The sequence below is a fragment of the Roseinatronobacter ekhonensis genome (assembly GCF_900499075.1).
GTDB classification, from domain to species: domain Bacteria; phylum Pseudomonadota; class Alphaproteobacteria; order Rhodobacterales; family Rhodobacteraceae; genus Roseinatronobacter; species Roseinatronobacter ekhonensis.
Window position 1 is genome coordinate 113,164 of record NZ_UIHC01000002.1, and the last position, 17,610, is coordinate 130,773.

General features: G+C 61.5%; 19 protein-coding genes. 11 read left to right on the forward strand and 8 right to left on the reverse strand.

Features of this window, described 5'->3' with window-relative positions; all coding sequences use genetic code 11:
• Positions 1-56: 56 nt before the first annotated feature.
• On the forward strand, positions 57-248 hold the full coding sequence (locus tag ROE7235_RS01505; RefSeq protein WP_121092894.1) for a CTP synthetase: 192 nt from the start codon (positions 57-59) through the stop codon (positions 246-248).
• Positions 249-252: 4 nt separating this feature from the next.
• On the opposite strand, the gene ROE7235_RS01510 is transcribed toward ROE7235_RS01505, so the two are convergent.
• The gene (locus ROE7235_RS01510; protein ID WP_121092895.1) at positions 253-1,020 is read right to left on the reverse strand and encodes an alpha/beta fold hydrolase; all 768 of its coding nucleotides are present in this window, start codon (positions 1,018-1,020) and stop codon (positions 253-255) included.
• The gene (glyA, locus tag ROE7235_RS01515) at positions 1,020-2,315 is read right to left on the reverse strand and encodes a serine hydroxymethyltransferase (protein WP_121092896.1); all 1,296 of its coding nucleotides are present in this window, start codon (positions 2,313-2,315) and stop codon (positions 1,020-1,022) included. Before glyA ends, ROE7235_RS01510 begins: the two co-directional genes overlap by 1 nt.
• A 201-nt stretch (positions 2,316-2,516) precedes the next feature.
• Between glyA and ROE7235_RS01520 the strand changes: the two genes are divergently transcribed.
• A complete protein-coding gene (locus ROE7235_RS01520; RefSeq protein WP_121092897.1) occupies positions 2,517-3,278 on the forward strand; it encodes an NAD kinase in 762 nt (253 codons plus the stop codon).
• Between the two features lie 35 nt (positions 3,279-3,313).
• Here the strand turns inward: ROE7235_RS01520 and ROE7235_RS01525 are convergent, their stop codons facing one another.
• The 5 genes from ROE7235_RS01525 to ROE7235_RS01545 all read right to left on the reverse strand — a co-directional run bounded on the left by ROE7235_RS01525 (position 3,314) and on the right by ROE7235_RS01545 (position 7,878).
• Entirely contained in the window at positions 3,314-5,467 is a 2,154-nt protein-coding gene (locus ROE7235_RS01525; RefSeq protein WP_121092898.1) for a hypothetical protein, read from the reverse strand.
• 3 nt (positions 5,468-5,470) lie between these two features.
• On the reverse strand, positions 5,471-6,340 hold the full coding sequence (gene motA, locus ROE7235_RS01530) for a flagellar motor stator protein MotA (protein ID WP_121092899.1): 870 nt from the start codon (positions 6,338-6,340) through the stop codon (positions 5,471-5,473).
• Positions 6,341-6,442: 102 nt separating this feature from the next.
• Positions 6,443-7,012 (reverse strand): MotE family protein, encoded by a 570-nt coding sequence (locus ROE7235_RS01535; protein WP_121092900.1) that lies wholly within the window; start codon positions 7,010-7,012, stop codon positions 6,443-6,445.
• Positions 7,009-7,431, reverse strand: coding sequence for a hypothetical protein (locus tag ROE7235_RS01540; RefSeq protein WP_121092901.1), 423 nt, complete (start codon positions 7,429-7,431; stop codon positions 7,009-7,011). Before ROE7235_RS01540 ends, ROE7235_RS01535 begins: the two co-directional genes overlap by 4 nt.
• 12 nt (positions 7,432-7,443) lie before the next feature.
• Positions 7,444-7,878, reverse strand: coding sequence for a flagellar basal body-associated FliL family protein (locus ROE7235_RS01545; protein ID WP_245963852.1), 435 nt, complete (start codon positions 7,876-7,878; stop codon positions 7,444-7,446).
• A 184-nt stretch (positions 7,879-8,062) separates the two neighbouring features.
• Here ROE7235_RS01545 and fliF point away from each other — a divergent pair, with 184 nt between their 5' ends.
• From fliF to fliP, 4 genes are read left to right on the forward strand one after another with little or no spacing between them, the layout of a single operon-like run.
• Positions 8,063-9,628 (forward strand): flagellar basal-body MS-ring/collar protein FliF, encoded by a 1,566-nt coding sequence (gene fliF / locus ROE7235_RS01550; RefSeq protein ID WP_121092903.1) that lies wholly within the window; start codon positions 8,063-8,065, stop codon positions 9,626-9,628.
• The gene (locus ROE7235_RS01555) at positions 9,625-10,230 is read left to right on the forward strand and encodes a hypothetical protein (protein WP_121092904.1); all 606 of its coding nucleotides are present in this window, start codon (positions 9,625-9,627) and stop codon (positions 10,228-10,230) included. The genes fliF and ROE7235_RS01555 overlap by 4 nt, the downstream gene beginning before the upstream one ends.
• Positions 10,223-10,519 carry a FliM/FliN family flagellar motor switch protein gene (locus tag ROE7235_RS01560; protein ID WP_121092905.1) on the forward strand — a complete coding sequence of 99 codons (297 nt, stop codon included), beginning with the start codon at positions 10,223-10,225 and terminating at the stop codon, positions 10,517-10,519. Before ROE7235_RS01555 ends, ROE7235_RS01560 begins: the two co-directional genes overlap by 8 nt.
• 3 nt (positions 10,520-10,522) lie before the next feature.
• The gene (fliP, locus tag ROE7235_RS01565; protein WP_121092906.1) at positions 10,523-11,251 is read left to right on the forward strand and encodes a flagellar type III secretion system pore protein FliP; all 729 of its coding nucleotides are present in this window, start codon (positions 10,523-10,525) and stop codon (positions 11,249-11,251) included.
• Between the two features lie 312 nt (positions 11,252-11,563).
• On the opposite strand, the gene ROE7235_RS01570 is transcribed toward fliP, so the two are convergent.
• Positions 11,564-11,776, reverse strand: coding sequence for a DUF1127 domain-containing protein (locus ROE7235_RS01570; protein ID WP_121092907.1), 213 nt, complete (start codon positions 11,774-11,776; stop codon positions 11,564-11,566).
• 329 nt (positions 11,777-12,105) lie between these two features.
• Here ROE7235_RS01570 and ROE7235_RS01575 point away from each other — a divergent pair, with 329 nt between their 5' ends.
• The 5 genes from ROE7235_RS01575 (at position 12,106) to ROE7235_RS01595 (ending at position 17,535) form a co-directional block, all read left to right on the forward strand.
• The gene (locus ROE7235_RS01575) at positions 12,106-13,164 is read left to right on the forward strand and encodes an Mrp/NBP35 family ATP-binding protein (RefSeq protein ID WP_121092908.1); all 1,059 of its coding nucleotides are present in this window, start codon (positions 12,106-12,108) and stop codon (positions 13,162-13,164) included.
• 656 nt (positions 13,165-13,820) lie between these two features.
• The gene (gene mraZ / locus ROE7235_RS01580) at positions 13,821-14,381 is read left to right on the forward strand and encodes a division/cell wall cluster transcriptional repressor MraZ (RefSeq protein WP_121092909.1); all 561 of its coding nucleotides are present in this window, start codon (positions 13,821-13,823) and stop codon (positions 14,379-14,381) included.
• A 5-nt stretch (positions 14,382-14,386) separates the two neighbouring features.
• Positions 14,387-15,361: a 16S rRNA (cytosine(1402)-N(4))-methyltransferase RsmH gene (rsmH, locus tag ROE7235_RS01585; protein WP_121092910.1), complete on the forward strand. Its 975-nt coding sequence runs from the start codon at positions 14,387-14,389 to the stop codon at positions 15,359-15,361.
• Between the two features lie 3 nt (positions 15,362-15,364).
• Positions 15,365-15,751 (forward strand): cell division protein FtsL, encoded by a 387-nt coding sequence (gene ftsL, locus ROE7235_RS01590; RefSeq protein ID WP_121092911.1) that lies wholly within the window; start codon positions 15,365-15,367, stop codon positions 15,749-15,751.
• Positions 15,748-17,535 carry a peptidoglycan D,D-transpeptidase FtsI family protein gene (locus tag ROE7235_RS01595; protein ID WP_121092912.1) on the forward strand — a complete coding sequence of 596 codons (1,788 nt, stop codon included), beginning with the start codon at positions 15,748-15,750 and terminating at the stop codon, positions 17,533-17,535. The genes ftsL and ROE7235_RS01595 overlap by 4 nt, the downstream gene beginning before the upstream one ends.
• Positions 17,536-17,610: the final 75 nt, after the last annotated feature.

Consider the following 17,610-nt stretch of genomic DNA (forward strand, 5'->3'; position numbering starts at 1 on the left):
TCGTCGCGCAACCGCCTAAGATTATCGCAAGTTCCACAACCTTCAGGAGTTTGCATATGTTCCGTCTGTTCTCGCTTATCTTCAGCATTGCCGGTGCGACCTGTGCCGGGATCGGCGTGGTCATCGCGCTGGTGATCGGCCAAGACACGTTGCAGCCGATCCTCGCTTGGGCCGCAGCCGGTAGCGTGGTCGGGCTTATCGCAAGCTGGGTCGTCGCCAAGATGATCTTGGCCAACGAAGCGGCGTGATGCCTTAGTCAAACCACGCCCGCGCCGTGTGTTCGAACGCGCGCGGGGCCTCTGCGTGCAGCCAATGACCCGCATCCGGGATCTTGGCAAAGCGCGCATTGGGAAACAGAGCCTTGATGGCGGGGCGGTGTTCCGGCTGGACATAGTCGGAATTTGCGCCGCTCAGGAACAACGCAGAGGCGTCGAACCTGCCCTGTACGTCGTCGGGCCAGCCGGTGATCTTATCCATGTCGCGGTCCAGAACGGGCAGGTTCAGCCGCCAGCGTGGTGGCTCAGCGCGCAGGTCCAGCGATTGCAGCAGGAAGGCGCGCACACCGTTATCAGAAACGGTCTCACCCAGCGCGGCATCCGCCTCTGCACGGGTGGACACGCGCGACAGATCCATGCCCTGCATGGCGGCGACAAAGTGGCGTTGCGTATGTTCGTAAGCCACTGGCGCAATATCGGCGACCAGCAAGCGGTTCACCAATTCTGGCCGCGTCAGCGCCAGCACCATTGCCGCCTTGCCACCCATGGAATGCCCCAGCACATCCATCGGCGCGCCCTGTTCGGCAATCAACTCTGCCAGATCGGCCGCCATCGCGGGGTAATCTTGGGCGTCGTCCCAAGGGCTTTCCCCGTGGTTGCGCAGATCGACAGCAATAATGTGGCGATCATCTGCCAGCCGCTTGGCAATCGCACCCCAATTGCGCGCCGACCCGAACAGGCCGTGCACCACCAACAGGGGCGGTGTCGCCCCTGCTGTGCCGTAAGAGACTTGCGCAAGCCGCATTAAAGCTGCGGATAGATCGGGAACCGGGCGCAAAGGTCGGCCACTTCGGCCTTCACCCGCGTCTCGACCTCTGCATTGCCATCCTCACCATTGGCGGCCAACCCATCTACCACCGCGACAATCCAGTCGGCGATCTGGCGGAATTCCGCCTCGCCAAATCCGCGGGTGGTGCCTGCGGGCGTGCCAAGCCGGATGCCGCTTGTCACCATCGGGCTTTCGGTGTCGAACGGAATACCGTTTTTGTTGCAGGTGATATGCGCACGGCCCAATGCCTTTTCGGTCGCATTGCCCTTCACGCCCTTGGGTCGCAGGTCCACCAGCAGCAAATGCGTATCGGTCCCGCCAGTTACGGTGGCCAAACCGCCCTGTTCCAGTTGCGCGGCCATAGCCTGCGCATTGGCGATAACCTGTTTTTGGTAATCGCGAAAACCGGGGCGCAGCGCCTCGCCAAAGGCGACGGCCTTGGCCGCGATCACATGCATCAGCGGGCCGCCCTGAATGCCGGGGAAGATCGCGCTGTTGAATTTCTTAGCCAGCGCCGCGTCATTGGTCAGGATCATGCCGCCGCGCGGGCCGCGCAGGGTTTTATGCGTGGTGGTGGTGGCGACATGCGCATGCGGGAAGGGGCTGGGGTACAGGCCCGCCGCCACCAGACCCGCGAAATGCGCCATATCCACCAACAGGTAGGCCCCCACGCTGTCTGCGATCTCGCGCATACGTGCAAAATCGATGATGCGCGGAATGGCCGACCCGCCCGCGATCAGCATTTTGGGCTGGTGTTCGGTCGCCAACGCCTGAATCTGATCATAGTCGATGGCGTAATCGCCTTCGCGCACACCGTATTGCACCGCGTTGAACCATTTGCCCGACTGATTGGGCTTGGCGCCATGGGTCAGGTGGCCGCCTGCGTCCAGGCTCATGCCCAGAATGGTGTCGCCCGGTTTCAGCAGCGCCGTGAACACGCCTTGGTTGGCCTGGCTGCCGGAATTGGGCTGTACATTGGCGAAGTCGCACTCAAACAGCTTGCACGCCCGTTCAATGGCCATGTTCTCGGCAACGTCCACATACTGGCAACCGCCGTAGTAGCGGCGCCCTGGATAGCCCTCGGCGTATTTGTTGGTCAACACAGACCCTTGCGCCTGCATGACAGCTGCGGACACAATGTTCTCCGACGCGATCAATTCGATTTCGTCGCGCTGGCGTCCCAATTCCTGCTGCATGGCCGCAAACAATTCGGCGTCTCGGCTCTCCAGCGTTTCGGTGAAAAAACCTGTATCGCGGGGTGTGATGTCCATGGCGGCCTCCGGCAATGGGTGAAATTACTGCTCATCTAGAGCATGAAACCGCGTTGTGGAAGGCTTGTTTGCGCCACATTTCGCCAAAACCGCGACGCCGGAGCATCCGCGCGACATGACCTGCGCTGTCAGCAAGTGCTTGCCAAACGCGCATGTTACAGGCCACAACACCGCCATCGCGCATGTGCAGGAGCGCCATCCATGACCCGCAAGATCGCATTCGTCGCCAGTTCGGTCGCTGCGCCGCAAGCCGCATTGGCCGAATTGACCGCCAGATACGAGGCCGTCACCATAGACGAGGCGGATGTGATCGTGGCGCTTGGCGGCGATGGATTCATGTTGCAGACCCTTCACGCCACGCAGCATATCGACCTGCCAGTCTACGGAATGAACCGGGGCACGGTCGGTTTTCTGATGAACGCCTATTCGCCAGATGGCCTTTACGAGCGGCTTGCGGCAGCGGAAATGGCGCCGCTCAACCCGCTGGACATGCGCGCGGAACGGGTCGATGGCTCTGTGTCGCACGCGCTTGCGATCAACGAGGTGTCGCTGTTGCGCCAAGGCGCGCAAGCCGCCAAGCTGCGCATCTTGGTGGATGGGCGCGAACGGTTGGCCGAGTTGATCTGTGATGGCGCGATGCTCAGCACGCCTGCGGGCTCGACAGCGTATAACTACTCCGCTCATGGGCCGATTCTGCCGGTCGGGTCGGATGTTTTGGCCTTGACCCCGGTCGCGGCATTCCGCCCACGGCGCTGGCGGGGCGCTTTGCTGCCGACATCCTCGAAGGTCCGGTTCGAGGTGGTGGAACCCGATAAACGCCCTGTCATGGCCGATGCCGACAGCCGCTCGGTGCGCGGTATCGTCGCGGTCGATATCGTGTCGCGGGCCGACATCGTTCACAAATTGCTGTTCGATCCGGGCCATGGGTTGGAAGAACGCTTGATCCGCGAACAATTCGTCTGACTTTGCGCGCGCTGTCGTGTCCGGTGCCAAGTCCATCATTGTGTCAGGTCCTGCGCGTCAGGGCTATCGCCGAGAAGCGCGTCCAACCGCGCGCGCAACGCTTCGGAACTTTCGAGGCTGCGACGCCCTTGCGCCAACAATCCCTGCGCGTCGTCTTGCGATGCTTGCCGAGAATTCGGCTGCGCCGCAACCCTTGGGCCAATGTCAGATGGATCGGGGGGTTGCGCCAAGTCCGCAGGATTTGCTGACGCACTGGCCGACGGGTCTTGCAGTACTGCTATGTTGGCGGTCCCGCGACCTGTCGACTCCGCGGCATCGGACAAGGGCGGCGCGGGCGAAAATGTGGTGGAACCGTTAGCGCCGGGCATTGGTGGGGACGTGGCTTGCGCGGTGTCGCGGCTCTCTGGTCTTGGCGGTTGAAGCCGTGAAGCCGCTTCCGCAAATCCCAGTTCTGTCAGCCGCAGTCCAAGCTCTGTCCGCGTTTCTTGCGAGAGTGCAGCATTCTGCCATGGTTCTTGCGAGAATACCGTTGTCACAAAGGTGGTGTCAGGCGCAGTTTGCGATAGCGCGTTGAACAGTGCCGAGAGAAGGACGGTGCGTTCCCGGTCGTCAAGGCCGGTTTCGCCATCATTTGCCATTCGGAATGCCGCATCGAACTCACCGGCGGTTGCCAGCGCCCGCGCAGTCAGTTGCGCGAAGCTGCGCCCCAGAGCACTGCGGCGCAGGGCAAATTGCCGGTCGATCGCGACGCTCAGAACATCCGCCGGAAGCGTGCGCGCGTGGGTCTGCGCATTTTCCAGTATCAGCAGCAGGTCTTCGTCCGCGAGGGCCAGAATGTCTGGGCGTTCCAGCGCGGCAATTGCCCCCGGCTGGGCCAACAAAAGCTCGGGTGTCGTCCTGTTGGCATCCGTTTCCGGATGCGACCGGTCGAGCACCGATTGCACCAAGGATGCCCCATTCGGCGCACCATGACGCAAAAGCCGGTGGATAATCGCAGGTCCCAGATGTGCTCGCAAATGGGGTGACAACGCTTGTGCCGCTCTGACGATACGGTTTTCCATATTCGGCAGTGACAGGCTTTGGCTCGGGCTGCTCAGAAAGGCCCAGAGCGCGTCGAGGTCGGAACACGCGGCATATTGCAAGAGTTCATCCGGGTCGGGCGGCGGTTCCAGATCAAGCAGGTAGGTAAGACTTCGGATGGGTGCAGTATGTCGTGTTTCTGGCATAAGAGACAAAACACTTCTGGCTTCTGTACCAAGACCATTGCCCAGAAAGCGTTGCAACAAACGCGTCGCGGCAGCCCGATCCACCCTATCCAAAGGGTCATACAGGCTTGACCAGTTGCCAGACCCAGATTGCATATCCAACTCGGCAGGCCATGCGCTTATGAAGTCTGAAATCGCATTTGTGCAAGTCTGTTCTGGCAGGTCCTCGGGTTCTGCACCACGGGAACGTTGTGTCAGGACATGACGCGCCGCATCGTCCGAAAGGGAAATTTGTGGACCATCCGTTGGCGGTGTGAATTGCGTATCTGCTGTGAGAAGATCGTTCGACACAGCACCTGATATCGCACTCAATAGATTGTCGGTGACTTCGGTCGCCACCATTGGGGATGTCGCCTCTCGGGGAGTGTCCGGCGGGCGCGGCGTTGGGATCGGCGCAAACCTGTTTTCCAAAGCGAACCTGTCTGTGGGCCGCGTGTCCGGCTGCCCGCGCAGAATTTTCGCAAGACGCTCTCCCGCCTGTTGCGCCACAGAGTTGATGGGCGGGCTGCCCGGACGGGCCGGAGGGCGGATGCCGGGGTTGGGCGCAGGGGAGGCGTCCTCTGGCGATCGAATGTCAAGCACGGCCTGTCCGATAATGCCGTTGACCGGCTCAACCCGACAGGGGCAGTTCAAAAACATCCTGATCCCGTTTTCAAGCGGCTCTACTGCGCGCAGTCTGGTGCGCGGGATCCGCTCGAATGTCTGAGACAGATCCACCCGCAGATTAGGGGCATTGAATATCAGGTCGACATGGCCCGTTCCATCCTGCAACCGCCACTCCGTGCCGTCGGGCAGCGCCATGACAAGCCTGGTGAAATCACGATGCTCGCCCGCGCGCAGTATGGTGTCTATGCCCTGAGCGCCGACGCGCATCGGCACACAGACGCACAAGGCAATCGCAAAGATCAGGCCCGGATAACGCATGAATCAAGCCGCCGCTTTCTTCAATTCGCGCATGGCAGATTCAAGATCGGAGAAATCGGGCCGGAATTGATGCGGCGCATTCTGGCGCCCGACTTCGATGCAAATATTCGCCGGATGGGCGTGCATATTGGCGATCAGAACCTCTCGAATAAGTTGAAAAAAATGGTCGTCTTCGGCAACGATTGCACCCATCCGACCAGCGATTGGACCGACAAAGCCATAGGCGAGAAACACGCCAAGAAAGGTGCCGGTCAACGCGCCACCGATCATTTTTCCAAGTACTTCTGGGGGTTCGTCAATCGCGCCCATGGTCTTGATGATACCAAGCACGGCGGCCACGATACCCAAGGCTGGCAGGGCATCCGCCACGACCTGAACAGCATGGCTCGTGTGCAATGCATGGTCCCGCCGTGCGTCAAGCCGTTTGTCAATGACCTCTTCCACCTGATGCGGGTCATCATAGTTCATCGACGCCGCGCGCATCGTGTCGCAAATCAACTCTATGGCGTCATGGTCTTTCTGGATTTTGGGATAAGCGCCGAAAATGGAGGACGTTTCAGGAGACTCGATATGCTCTTCTACGGCGACAGGGTTCTGCCGCGCGAGCCAGATGAGTTGGAACAACAGGCACAGCAGGTCGCGGTAGTCGGCTGCCTGCCATTTCGGCCCTTTGAACACTTTGACGATGTCGCGGCCGCATCCTTTGATCGTGGCCAGATCGTTGCCCAGCACAAACGCGCCGAGAGCCGCGCCGCCGATCATGACCATTTCGAAGGGGAGGGCCTTGAGGATGATGGTCATGGAACCACCAGCACCAAGATAGCCACCAAAGACAAGGCCAACGACAAGAACAATTCCAATAACCGGTAACACGTTGATCCCTCGTTTTTCTATTCATGCGCGGTGGCCGCAAGTGTCGCAGCCGGAGCTTAAATTTCGGTTGCGATCGCCAGAGGTCTTGGTGGGCAATGGTTCTTAGTTGCGCGGGGTTCGCGCGTGACGACCCGCCAGCACTGCACTGATTCCATAGGCCAGCGTCGGGTCCAGCTCTGCCATCACCTCGCCCGCGAATTGCGGGTCGAGCCGGGCAATGAAACCGGCGGCGAACTCTGTTTCCATGGTCGAAAACAGGGCCGCCGCCTGTGGTGGTTTCATATGTTCGAACACGGTCGTCAGCCGCGTCAGGTCGGTTTCCGCTGCCGTTTCTGTTTGCGACAAAGTGGCCGCGAGCCGATCCTCGGCGGCCTGCAGTTGTTCAAGTTGGGCGCGCAGGCTTTTTTCCGCGTCCCGCAAGGCTTCGGCGCGGGCCTCCAGTGCTTTTTCGGTTTCGGCGACCTGCGCCTCGCGGGCGCGCAATGCCTCGAACAGCGCGCCGCCATCAATGGCGGCAGGGGTCTGCGCGGGCGCCGGTGCCGTATCCTCGGCGGCAATCGCGTTTGCGACGCCCAAGCTGAGCTGTGACAAGCCAGCGGCGAAAAACAGTGCTGCCAGCAAAAGCAGTACAAACCCCATGCCGGTGCCGCGCGATCTGGCGCGTTGTGTCATACCCGCCCCCCAACCCGTGCCCGCGTTGTGCGCAAGCGCTTTTCAGGCGCACGCGCCAAGGGTTCGAAATCCGTGCCACGATCATCCCAGACCGCGCTGTTGGCGACGGACGGCGCCGGGTCTGGACTGCGCTCTGCCATGTTTGGCCGCTCAGCGGCCATCAGCAGTTCCAACCGGCGCGCGGCTTGTTCTGCGGCGGTGATCTGCTCTTGCAGCATGCGTTCGCGGCCCGTCGAGCTTGCTTCGGCCTTCGCCAACGCTTTTGTCAGTTGATCGACCTGCGACGACAGGAGCGCGATGGCGCGCCCCACATCCCCGTCGAGCCGGGTGAAGGCGCGCAACCTGCGCGACAACAGCATACAATAGGCCGCTGCCAGCAGGGCGCACGTTCCGATGGCGATATCTGCCAAGATGTCCATAGTCGCGGCTCCTTAGTTCAAGATGAATTCGGTAATCAGGAAATCGTTGATGAGGTCTTCGCCCGCGACCATCTGCAAGCGGCGCAAAAGCTGTGCCCGAAGCCGGATCAGAATGGTCGGGTCCTCCAGGTCACGCGGCTCTATCGCGCGCAGGTAGGTGTTGATCACGGACAGAAACCGCGGACGGAATTGTTCGGCCTCTGCGAGGCGATTGTCGGCGACCTCTATATGGGCCGACAGCCGCAGATGCTGCGACGCACCGGGCGTGGCCAGCGACAAAGTGAGTTGTTCGATGGGCATATAGACGGGCGCAGGGCGGCTGTCTGCACTGTCGGCATGTGCGGCAGGCTTGGGTTCGTTTGACAGAATCAGCCCCGAATAGACGGCATAAAAGCCGCCGCCACCAAGGACCAACGCCCCGACAGCGCCCATAAGAATAGGCTTCAAGCTACTCTTTTTAGGAAGAGTTTCAGGGTCGACGGGTGGTTCGTCCGCGGTTTGCGACATGGGTCCTCGCTTGGCACTTTGATTTTCTTGTTTCTACCAAAAGGTCACTAACCGAATCTTAAGTCATGGCGGCGATGTTGGCAGTGTCGAACGGGCAGAAGGCCCGCAGGAAGGGAGCAGTGCAGTGCAGCAGGTTCAGGCGTTCTGGACGACACTCGATACCAAGCGCAGGCTGATGCTGGCGGGTGTGGGCGTTGGCGCGTTCGCGGTCATCATGTTTATCGCCCAGCTTGGGATGCAACCGGCCAAGGCATTGCTGTATGCGGGACTGGAAGAGGCCGCGGCAGGCGACGTGATCCAGGCCTTGGAAGCGCGCAATGTCGCCTATGAGGTGCGCGGCGACGCGATTTATGTGCCTGCCCCGCAGCGCGATGAATTGCGGCTGATGCTGGCCTCTTCGGGCTTGCCTGCAAATTCGCATACCGGCTACGAATTGCTCGACTCGCTGACCGGTTTTGGCACCACGTCGCAAATGTTCGACGCCGCCTACTGGCGCGCGAAAGAGGGCGAATTAGCGCGCACGATCGTGGCCAGCCCGCACTTGCGTAGTGCGCGTGTGCATATTTCCCAAGGGGTAAACGGGGTGTTCCGGCGCGATATTGCCCCCACAGCTTCGGTTTCGGTGACAACTTCGGGCGGCGCATTGAGTGCCGAGCAGGCGCGCGCGTTGCGCTTTCTTGTTGCGTCGGCGGTGCCTGCAATGACGCCGCAGGATGTCTCTGTCATTGATGGCGCGAACGGCCTTGTGCTGGGTCCCGATGACGCCACGCAACCGGCGGCACAATCGGCTGATCGCGCGCGCGGATTGCGGCGTAATGTCGAACGCTTGTTGGAGGCGCATGTCGGTCCGGGGCGGTCGGTTGTGGAGCTGAGCCTCGACATGGTGACGGATCGTGAAACCATTACAGAGCGCCGGATAGACCCCGAAACACGGGTCGCCATACGCGCCGACACCGAAGAAACCCGAATGACCAGTTCGGATTCGCGTGCGCAAGGGGTAACCGTGGCGTCCAATCTGCCGGATGGCGACGCGGCAGACGATGCGGGCGCTGCGGAAAATACCGAAACCCAAACGCGGCAAAGCACGAATTACGATATGTCCGAAACGCTGCGCGAGATCGAGCGCGCGCCTGGCTCGATCCGCCGCATGACGGTTGCGGTGCTGATTGACGGCATCGAAGAAGAGCAGCCAGACGGCACACTGGCATGGCGCCCCCGCGATGCCGAAGAGCTTGCGGCGTTGCGCACGCTGGTCGCCTCGGCCGTGGGCTACGACGAGGCACGCGGCGATGTCATCACGTTGCAATCGCTGCGGTTCGAACCGACAACGGCACTCGGCACAGAGGCGCGCTCGGGTCTCTTTGCCAACACCGCTCTGGATATGATGACCCTGCTGCGCTGGGGGTTCTTGTTGGCCGTGCTGGCGATCTTCATCCTCTTCGTGTTGAAGCCGATCCTGCGCGCGGCGCGGTCCGAAGGACGGCGCGACGACAGGTTCGCGCTCGACGCTCCGCTGCTGCCCGAGGGTGGCGACCTGGAACGGTTTGACGGCGGACTGGCAGGTCAGGCTGCCGAGGATGACGGACGCGAGGATCCGGTCGCGCGCCTGCGCCGATTGATCGAGGAACGTCAGGACGAATCCGCCCAGCTGCTGCGCCATTGGATGGACGACCGAAAGGAGCCGTCATGAGCCACGCCCTGTTGAAGTTGGAGTGCTTTGACGGTGATCGCGCGCTGGAGGATGGTGCGCCGCTCACCCCGCAAGATGCCGAGATGCTGCGTACGCGGGCATTTGAAGAAGGCTACGGTGCAGGATGGTCAGATGCGCTGGAACAGATGCGCGACGAAGATGCGTTGCGCCGCGCCGCAGCCGAGGAGGCGTTGCAGGCGATCAGTTTCAGCTTTCACGAGGCCCGCGACCAGTTGGAAAGCAGTTTCATGGCACTTGCCGGAGAGATGATCACGGTGCTGTTGCCGGACCTGTTGCCCGAAGCGTTACCCCGTTTGCTGGCGCGTGAATTGCGGGCCCTCGGCACGCGCCAATTCTCAGGGCGGCTGGAGTTGCTTTGCGCGCCGGGAGCGGTGGATGGCATGTCCGAACTGGTCAAGACGGTCAACGGGATGGAAATTTTGTTGGTTGAAGAACCCAGTTTCACGGAATCGCAAGTGGCGATCCGAATAGATCAGAACGCGCGCCATATCGACCTTGACGGCGCGATGTCCGCACTCCGCGCCGGTCTGAGTGCCCTGCCAGATCATTCGTCACCCAAGAAGGAGGCCGCGCATGGATGACACCACATTGCCCGCAACAGAAACCGACGGGACGGGACATGCCATTCTGGGGCAAGTCCCGCTGGAGATCATTGTTTCTGTCGGTTTCGCGCGACCGATGGTGAAAGAGCTGATGCGGCTGCGCCGCGACTCCGTATTGCCGCTGGACCGTCGTATCGATGACCCTGTGGAACTGTATGTTGGCGACAAGCTGATTGCGCGCGGGGAATTGCAGGAACTGGAAGGGGAGCAGGCAGGCTATCTTGGCGTGAAACTCACCGAACTCGCCAATCTAGACGAGATGCTCTGAGCGATGACATGGCGCGTCATCTGGCTTGGGCTGGCGATCTGGCTGGCGGTACTCGCGCCCGCGGCTGCGCAGGATATCAGCCTGCAATTCGGCGAGGATGGCTCGCTCGCGCTGCGGGGCGCGCAGCTTGTGGTGCTGTTGACCCTGCTCAGTCTGGTGCCCGGAATTCTGGTCATGGTGACGTGTTTTCCGTTTATCGTGACCGTTCTGGCCATCCTGCGCCAAGCCTTGGGGCTTATGCAGTCGCCGCCCAATATGTTGATGGTGTCGCTCGCGTTGTTCCTGACTTATTTCGTGATGGAGCCGGTCTTTGTCGCCGCATGGCAAAACGGGATCGTGCCATTGAACGACGGAGAAATCGCGCTGGAAGAGGCGTTCGTGCGCGCGGCAGACCCGTTCCGGCAGTTCATGGCGGCGCGGGTCGATGCGGCCACGTTCGACAGCCTTGCCAGCCTACGCCCGACACCGCAGAGCGCGCTCGGGCCGGATGCGCCGTTATCGGTGTTGGTGCCGTCCTTCATGCTCAGCGAAATCGCGCGGGCGTTCCAGATCGGTTTCCTGATCTTCCTACCATTCCTGATCATAGATCTGGTCGTTGCGGCGGTGTTGATGTCAATGGGGATGATGATGGTGCCACCTGCCATTGTCTCGCTGCCGTTCAAGCTGTCGTTTTTCGTGATTGCGGATGGCTGGCGGCTGATTTCCGAAGCGCTGGTGCGCAGCTACTTCTGACCAAATGACATCTGAAAATGAAAAAGGCGGTAGTCCCAGGGAGGAGGAAGGGACTACCGCCGATTTTTGCACGACCCTAGGGAGGAGGAGGGGGCCGTCACAATGTCATAGGCCAAAGGCCCGGTCTTGGGGCACCGGCAGGGAGGAGGAGGCCGGTATGCCCCGCGATCGCCCTCGGGAGGAGGATAAGGGCGGTCGTCTTGTGCCGCGATCCGGGTTGACCGTCCGGCGCGGTATTTGTGGCGGCGACCGAGGGAGGAGGAAACAGTCGCCGCCGTAATCAAGCCCCGGGAGGAGGGTAGGGCCTGAAACTCAATTCTCGAACGCGGCCTCGTAGGCGAGGCGCGAAATCATGGAACGGCTGATGCCCAGATCATCCAGCTCGCGCGTGGTGAGGGCATTCAGTTCCGCGTAGGTTCTGTTATAAACGCGACGACGCGCAAACGCGTCGGCAATGCGACCGAACAACCCGCCAAATGGCGCACGAAAGCTGCCGATGCCGATATTTTCTGCAATATGTGCCATTATGATGCACCTTTTGTTTCGCTGTGGCCGTCGCGGCCCTGTTGAAGTTGAAGATAGGGAATTGCTGCGCTTGCACAATGCAGAATGCTGCAATGCCGCTATGCGCTAGAGTCATGCTTACGCTAGGTAAATTTGCAATCTGCACCATCATTGTGCGGGGCGCGCCGTCATTTGACAAAAACCTGTGCATTCAATGTCTGATTTCGGTGTCATGGCCCGGAATTCGGGCCTTTGGTGTGCCGGCGCCGCTTTGTGCCGACCACGGAGATGGCCCCTTGTCGCACGCCCTGCGATGCCCATTTATTCACCAAGTAAGTATGGAGCACCTTATGACCCCGATGCGCGAAACGATTCTCGAAGCCCTCGACTCGGTCGCTTTGCCCGATGGCGGCACGCTTGTAGCGCGCGATCTTGTCCGCGCCTTGGTGGTGGATGGCAATTCGGTGCGATTTGTCATCGAAACCCCCACAGCTGAGATTGCAAAGACCTATACAGACGTGCGCGCTGCGGCAGAGCGTGCAGTCGCGGCGCTGCCCGGCGTGCAGTCTGTGGCGGTCGCGCTGACGGCGCATACGCCCCCCAAACCCGCGCCAAGCCTGAAGGTCGGGCGCCACCCGACCCCGCAAGAAGGGCGCCAGCCCGTGCCCGGCGTGACCAACCTGATCGCGATCGGGTCGGGAAAAGGGGGTGTGGGCAAATCCACCGTCGCGGCCAATCTGGCCGTGGCGCTCGCGCGTCAGGGGTTGCGGGTCGGACTGCTGGACGCTGACATTTACGGACCAAGCCAGCCCAAAATGATGGGCGTCGACAAACGCCCGTCCTCTCCCGATGGCAAGCGCATGATCCCGCCCGAAGCGCATGGCGTGCGCATGATCTCTATCGGGTTGATGCTGAAGGGCGACGATGCGGTCATCTGGCGTGGCCCGATGCTGATGGGAGCCTTGCAACAACTATTGACGCAAGTCGAATGGGGCCAACTGGATGTGCTGCTGGTGGACATGCCGCCGGGAACTGGGGATATCCAGCTTACCTTGTGCACCAAGTTCGAGGTGCGCGGCGCGCTTGTTGTGTCGACACCGCAAGATGTTGCGCTGCTGGATGCCCGCAAGGCGCTCCGTGCATTCCAGACCCTGAAAACGCCCGTGCTGGGCCTGATCGAGAATATGTCGACCTTCATCTGCCCGAAATGCGGCCATGAAGAGCATATTTTCGGGGATGGCGGCGTACGGCGTGAGGCCGAAAAACAAGGGCTGCCGTTTCTGGGAGAGTTGCCGCTCAGTCTGGAAGTGCGGTTGGCGGGTGACGGCGGCGTGCCGGTCGCGGCCACGGATAGCCCTGTCGCCGAGGCCTACACGCGCATCGCCACCCAGATGATCGCGGCGCTCTGACGGTCTAGAACCCGGCTTGGGTGGGGTCAAGACTGTCTGCTGGGACTGCATGGAATCTGCTTTCGCCGGTCTTGAAGGCGGCTACGCACGAATCACTCCACCGTGATTCGTGCGTGTTTTTTGTGGAATTCAGCCCTGAACCCGTGTTTTCTGTGGCGAAGGGGCAACATACTCACGGTCACCGAAAACTCATCGGGATTTCACGGGAATGAATTTTCCAAGTTCGATCTTTCAGCATTTTGCCTTCTATATTGATGTGATCTGTTTTTGTTCTCACTATATATAGACAAACTGGCGAATACACATCGCCAAATACTGTATCTAGTTCCACCGGGGCGGCCGAAATTCTGGTAGATCCAGCCAATTGGTGATTGATTACCATGAAATCCCGTGGCAATCATTGTTCCAAGATAAACGGGCAGCACAGGGGCACCAAGACCCCACCGAGGCAGAGTTCATACAGGCACCCGCTTTATCTGCAAAAAACACAGATCCGGCGCGCTCGCGAGTAGCATCCCCTCCCCCCAAGGAAGCGAGCGCCAACCGGGCACCCAGCGATGGGACAGTCGGCGGATCGGGCAGTGGCAGCAGCTCGATCCGCCGTTTTCATTTGGGGCGCCTGATACGCGCCCTGCGCAGACGAAGGACCGCCCAACGTGGCACGCAGGTTCAGAGGCTCTTTCCACCAGAAGGTGGACAGCAAGGGTCGGGTGTCTATCCCGGCCAGCTTCCGGCGCGTGGTCGAAGCGGGTGACCCCGACTGGACCGAAGGTTTGCGCCCCAATCTTGTCATCGTTTACGGGTTAGACAGCCAGAAGCGGCTGGATTGCTACACGTTGAACGGGATCGAGGATATCGAGGAGCGCATCGACCTGATGCAACCCGGCAGCCCCGAACGCGAAACGCTGGAACTGACCTTTCACGGCCACGCGTCAGATGTGCAGATCGACGAGGATGGCCGGATCGTGTTGCCCCAGCGTCTGCGCGACAAGCTGGGGCTGGAGCCGAACGAGGCCGCGCTGTTCATGGCGCGCGGCGATCATTTCCAGATATGGAAGGATGACACGTTCAATGCGGTCAAGTCAGAGCGCACAGAGGTGTTCCTGTCCGATCAGGCCCCCGATTTCGACCCGCGCATCCATCTGCCGCCCCGCCCCGCCAGCGCCGTGGGCACAGAGGCCGACCTGATGCGCGACCTGCTTGCGCGCCGCCGCTGAGTGTGATGTCCGATCAAAACCCGCATATCCCTGTTCTGCTACAGCCCATCCTGACGCATCTGGCCCCGATTTCGGGGGTTTGGCTGGATGGCACATTGGGCGCGGGCGGCTATGCGCGCGAATTGTTGCGCGCGGGCGTCGACCAGTTGATCGGTGTGGACCGCGATCCCCTTGCGCTGGACATGGCGCGCGATTGGGGGGCTGAATTTGGCGACCGGCTGCGGCTGGTTCAGGGAAATTTCGCGCAACTGGACGAACATGCGGGCCAGCCATTGGACGGGGTCGTTCTGGACCTGGGTGTGTCGAGCATGCAGTTGGACCTGCCTGAGCGCGGGTTCTCTTTTGGTAAGGATGGCCCGCTGGACATGCGCATGTCGCAATCCGGCCCTTTGGCCCGCGATATCGTGAATGGTGCCAGTGAAGAGACGCTTGCGGATATCCTGTTCCATTACGGTGAGGAACGTGCCAGCCGCCGGATTGCCCGCGCTATCCTGCGCGCGCGCACCGACGCGCCGATAGAGCGCACTGGCCAGTTGGCGCAGATCGTGGCGGGCTGCCTGCCGCGACCGAAACCGGGACAAAGCAACCCCGCCACACGCAGTTTTCAAGGTTTGCGCATTGCCGTGAATGCCGAGTTTGATGCGCTGATCGACGGGCTCGAAGCGGCGGAACGTGCGCTGAAACCCGGTGGCAAGCTGGCCGTGGTCAGCTTTCATTCGCTGGAAGACCGGGTTGTGAAACGCTTTCTGGCGCAACGCGCGGGGCAGGGGGGCGGTGGAAATCGTTTCCTGCCAGAAGCCCCGCAGACCACCGCGCGTTTCACATTGATCGAGAAGAAGGGGGTTTCGGCAGACAGCGCAGAGCTGGCCGCGAACCCGCGTGCCCGTTCGGCGCGGTTGCGGATGGCTATTCGCACCGATGCCGCGCCCGGCCCTTCAGACCGCAGTGCCTTGGGGTTGCCCCGTATATCAGAGGTTTAGCAGATGCGAAGCTTGGTCTATCTGGTCACAGCCCTTGCGGTAATCGGGCTTGCAACATGGGCCTACCGCGAAAACCACCTGACGCAGCAGGCGATGAACACCCGCGCCAGCCTTGAGCGGGAAATCGACCGTCTGGAAGGGGAAATTGCCGTTCAGCGGGTGGAATGGGCCTATCTGAATCGGCCCGACAGGTTGCGTGCACTGGTGGATGTGAATTTTGCCGCGCTGAAGCTTGTGCCCATCACCGCGGAGCATTTCGGAGAGATCGACGAGATTGCCTACCCTAGCGCCCCCGCCCGGTTGCAGGTCGGGGCCGGGGTCGAAGTGTTCGGCGCATTGGAGCAGCTATCGGGCACATTGGAGTCTCAAGACGATGAGGTGCAGCCATGATCCGCACGCCATTGCGCCCGCTGGCGCGCATTCTGAAGGCGCGCGAGCAGGGTCAGGACCCTGCGTGCATAGAGCAGGAAAACCTGCGCCTGCGGCGTCAGGAATTGCGCGACACGGGCCGCGTGCGGGCCGAGGTGCGGCTGTTGGTGCTGGCGTTGATCTTTCTGTCCGGCTTTGTCCTGCTGGGCGCGCGCATGGGTCTGCTGGCTGCAACCGAGCCGTTGGAACTGCGCGTCGGCATGGTCGAGAATATCTCTGGCGCGCGGGCGGATATCACTGACCGCAACGGTCGCGTGCTGGCGACAAATCTGGCGACCCACGCGCTTTATGCGGAAACCCGTCGCATGGTCGATCCCGAGCGCGCGGCGGTCGAGCTTGGCCGCATTTTCCCAGAGATGGATGTCGCCCGCCTTGCCGCCCGGTTCACCGATCCTGACCGCCGCTTCGTCTGGGTCCGCACACGCCTTTCGCCGGAACAGCAACAGGCGGTGCATGACATCGGAGAGCCGGGGCTGATGTTCGGCCCGCGCAAGATGCGCGTCTATCCCAACGGGCGCATGGCTGCGCATGTTCTGGGCGGTGCGCGCTTTGGCGAGCAGGGGGTGCGCGCGGCGGAACTTCTGGGTGTCGCCGGGGCGGAGCTGTACTTCGAAGACCGCCTGCGCGATCCGGCCCGCGCCAACCAACCTTTGCGGCTGTCGCTTGATCTGCCGATACAGGCGACGGTTACAGAGGTGTTGTCGGGCGGCATGACCGTTCTGAACGCCCGCGGTGCAAGTGCGGTGCTGATGGACGCGCAGACCGGCGAGGTGTTGAGCCTTGTGTCGTTACCAGATTTTGACCCCAATGACCGCCCCGCACCACCCACCGAGGGCGAACCGGCTGATAGCCCGCTCTTCAACCGCGCTGTGCAAGGCTATTACGAGCTTGGCTCGGTCATGAAAGCCTTTGCCGTGGCGCAGGCGCTGGACGAGGGCGAAGTGACGCCTGATACGACCATCAATACCCGTGGCCCGCTGAAATGGGGCCGGTTCGAGATTGAGGATTTCCGCGACTACGGATCGGAAATGTCAGTCACGAAGGTGATGGTGAAATCGTCGAATATCGGTACGGCGCGCATGATGCAGGAGATCGGTCCAGACCGGCAGCAGGCGTTCCTGCGCCGATTCGGATTGTTGGAGTCAGCGCAGATTGAGCTGTCAGAAGCCGCGCGTGCCCGTCCCTTGTTGCCCGACCCGTGGTCGGAACTGTCGGCCATGACCATCTCTTACGGGCATGGCATGACGACCAGCCCTGTGGCGCTGGCCGCTGGCTACGCAAGCCTGGTCAATGGCGGGCGTCTTGTAACACCGACATTGCTGCGCCGCGACAGCGTTCCAGAGGGCGCGCAGGTCATCCACCCCGGCACATCGGCGCAGATGCGCCAGATATTGCATCGGGTCGTGCATGAGGGAACTGCCTCTTTCGCGCGTATTCCGGGGTATCCGGTGGGGGGCAAGACCGGCTCTGCCGACAAGCCCGGCCCGAATGGCGGCTACAAGGAAGATGCGGTTCTGGCCACCTTTGCCAGCGTGTTCCCGTCGCATGACCCGAAATATGTTCTGATCGTCACGCTGGACGAGGCCGTGGACACCACCGGCCCCGAACCGCGCCGCACCGCAGGCTGGACGGCGGTCCCGATGGCTGCCGAGATCACCCGGCGCGTGGCGCCGCTTCTGGGTCTGCGCCCGGTGCCGCTGGCCGAAGCCGAGTCGCGCTTGCAGGCGGACGCCCGCGCGCAATGACCGATCATGCCGCGCGGGCCATTGAACCTGTGCGGCAAAACGGGGTAACAGGTTTGCGATCCGGCGTGTTGCGCC